At 65.6% G+C, this 1,615-nt stretch carries 2 protein-coding genes; both read left to right on the top strand.

Annotated elements, in window-relative coordinates:
• On the top strand, window positions 1-903 hold a 903-nt coding region (locus tag ACE3UY_RS09610), incomplete at its 5' end, for a winged helix DNA-binding domain-containing protein (RefSeq protein WP_374687323.1).
• Between the two features lie 43 nt (window positions 904-946).
• The gene (locus tag ACE3UY_RS09605) at window positions 947-1,300 is read left to right on the top strand and encodes an MmcQ/YjbR family DNA-binding protein (RefSeq protein WP_374687322.1); all 354 of its coding nucleotides are present in this window, start codon (window positions 947-949) and stop codon (window positions 1,298-1,300) included.
• The last annotated feature ends 315 nt before the right edge of the window (window positions 1,301-1,615 follow it).

Below are 1,615 nucleotides of genomic sequence, written 5' to 3'. Positions count from 1 at the left end.
GTGGTGGAACAGGCCATCAACGATCGACGGCTCGTCCGCACCTGGCCGCTGCGCAACACGGTTCACTTCGTGACCCCCGACGACATCCGCTGGATGCTGGCGTTGTCCGCCCCGCGGGCGCTCAAGGACAATGCTCGAAAGCGCGAACTGGAACTGGACGAGGCCGTGTTCGCCCAGAGCCGCCGAGTGATCGCGCGCGAGTTGGCGGACGGCCAACCCCACACCCGCCCGGCGCTACGCCAGGCGCTGGAGGACGCGGGCGTCTCGACCGCCGGCCAGCGCGGCATCCACATCCTGGGCCGGCTGGCGCAGGAGGGGCTGATCTGCCTCGGCCCGCGCCAGGGCAAGCAGCACACCTTTGTTCTGCTCGATGCGTGGCTGCCGCCTGCCCGCGAGCGGTCGCGCGACGAGGCGCTGGCCGAACTGGCGCGGCGCTACTTCACCGGCCACGGCCCGGCCACGATCCAGGACTACATGTGGTGGTCGGGACTGGCCGCGGCCGAGGCGCGGACGGGGCTGGAGATGGTCAAGTCCGAGTTGGGGCAGGAGCGCGTTGACGGCCAGGTCTACTGGTTCGACCCCGCCGCGCCGATTGGCGTGATGCTCTCGCCGACGGCCCACTTGCTGCCGTTCCTCGACGAATACGTGGTGGCCTACAAGGATCGGAGCGCCGCGCACCCGCCTGAGTACAACAAGCTGGTGGAGTCGGGCAACATCATCTTCCACCAGCCCATCCTCATCGACGGCCGGGTGGTCGGCATCTGGACGCGCCAGTTGAAACGGGAGTCGGTCGTCATCACGCCCACGCTATTCAGACCGCTCACGGACGACGAGGCCGAGGCTTTGACCGCGGCCGCGGAACGGTATGGCGCGTTCCTGGGATTGTCCGCCGAACTGTTGTAGGGGCGGGTTTCAAACTCGCCCCTACACAAGGTAGTAACCCATCATGGACACCCACCATCTCGAGCGCGTGCGCCGCTACGCCCTGGCGCTGCCGGAAACGAGCGAGCGGCTGTCGCACGGCGAGCCGACCTTCTTCGTGGGCAAGAAGGTCTTCCTCATGTTCGCCAACGACCACCACGACGACGGTCGCATTGCCGTCTGGCTGCCCACGCCGCCGGGCGCGCAGGCGTCGCTCATCGACTCGTCACCCGGCGTGTACTTCCGGCCGCCCTACGTGGGCCATCGCGGCTGGGTCGGTATCGAACTGGGTCAGGTCAGCGATGAGGAGTTGGCTTACCACATTCGCGTGGCCTGGGAACTGATTGCCCCAAAACGCTTGTTACGCACAATCGAATGAGGGCAGCAAAGCGCTGCGCAAGGCCCATTGACGGGCTAACACGGAGTAAGGTATAATTCTTTCAAAATATTTTGAAACTTGCGAATGAGGTGCGGCGCAATGACTCGCTCATCCGGTAAGGCAAGCGTCGTGCGAGCGGGGGAATGGCTCGCGGCTTTGGTCGGAGCGATTAATTGTATCCTCGTGCCGGCGCTATTCGCTCAGTCGGGCGCTGACTTCCCATTCCCTGCCCTTTACTTCATCCAGATCGCCTTGTTGGGCGTGCTCGTCCTGGCGACGGTCGTCTTCCGGCCGCGTCCGGCGGGGCGTTGGGGG

Origin of the sequence: Promineifilum sp. (SeqCode), from assembly GCF_041918635.1 — a bacterium.
Classification (GTDB): domain Bacteria; phylum Chloroflexota; class Anaerolineae; order Promineifilales; family Promineifilaceae; genus Promineifilum.
This window is presented reverse-complemented; position numbering and strand designations above follow the sequence as displayed.

What these genes read in the sequence shown, in the direction of transcription:
- ACE3UY_RS09605 (WP_374687322.1), top strand. Translation starts at nt 947, where the DNA reads ATGGACACCCACCATCTCGAGCGCGTGCGCCGCTACGCCCTGGCGCTG.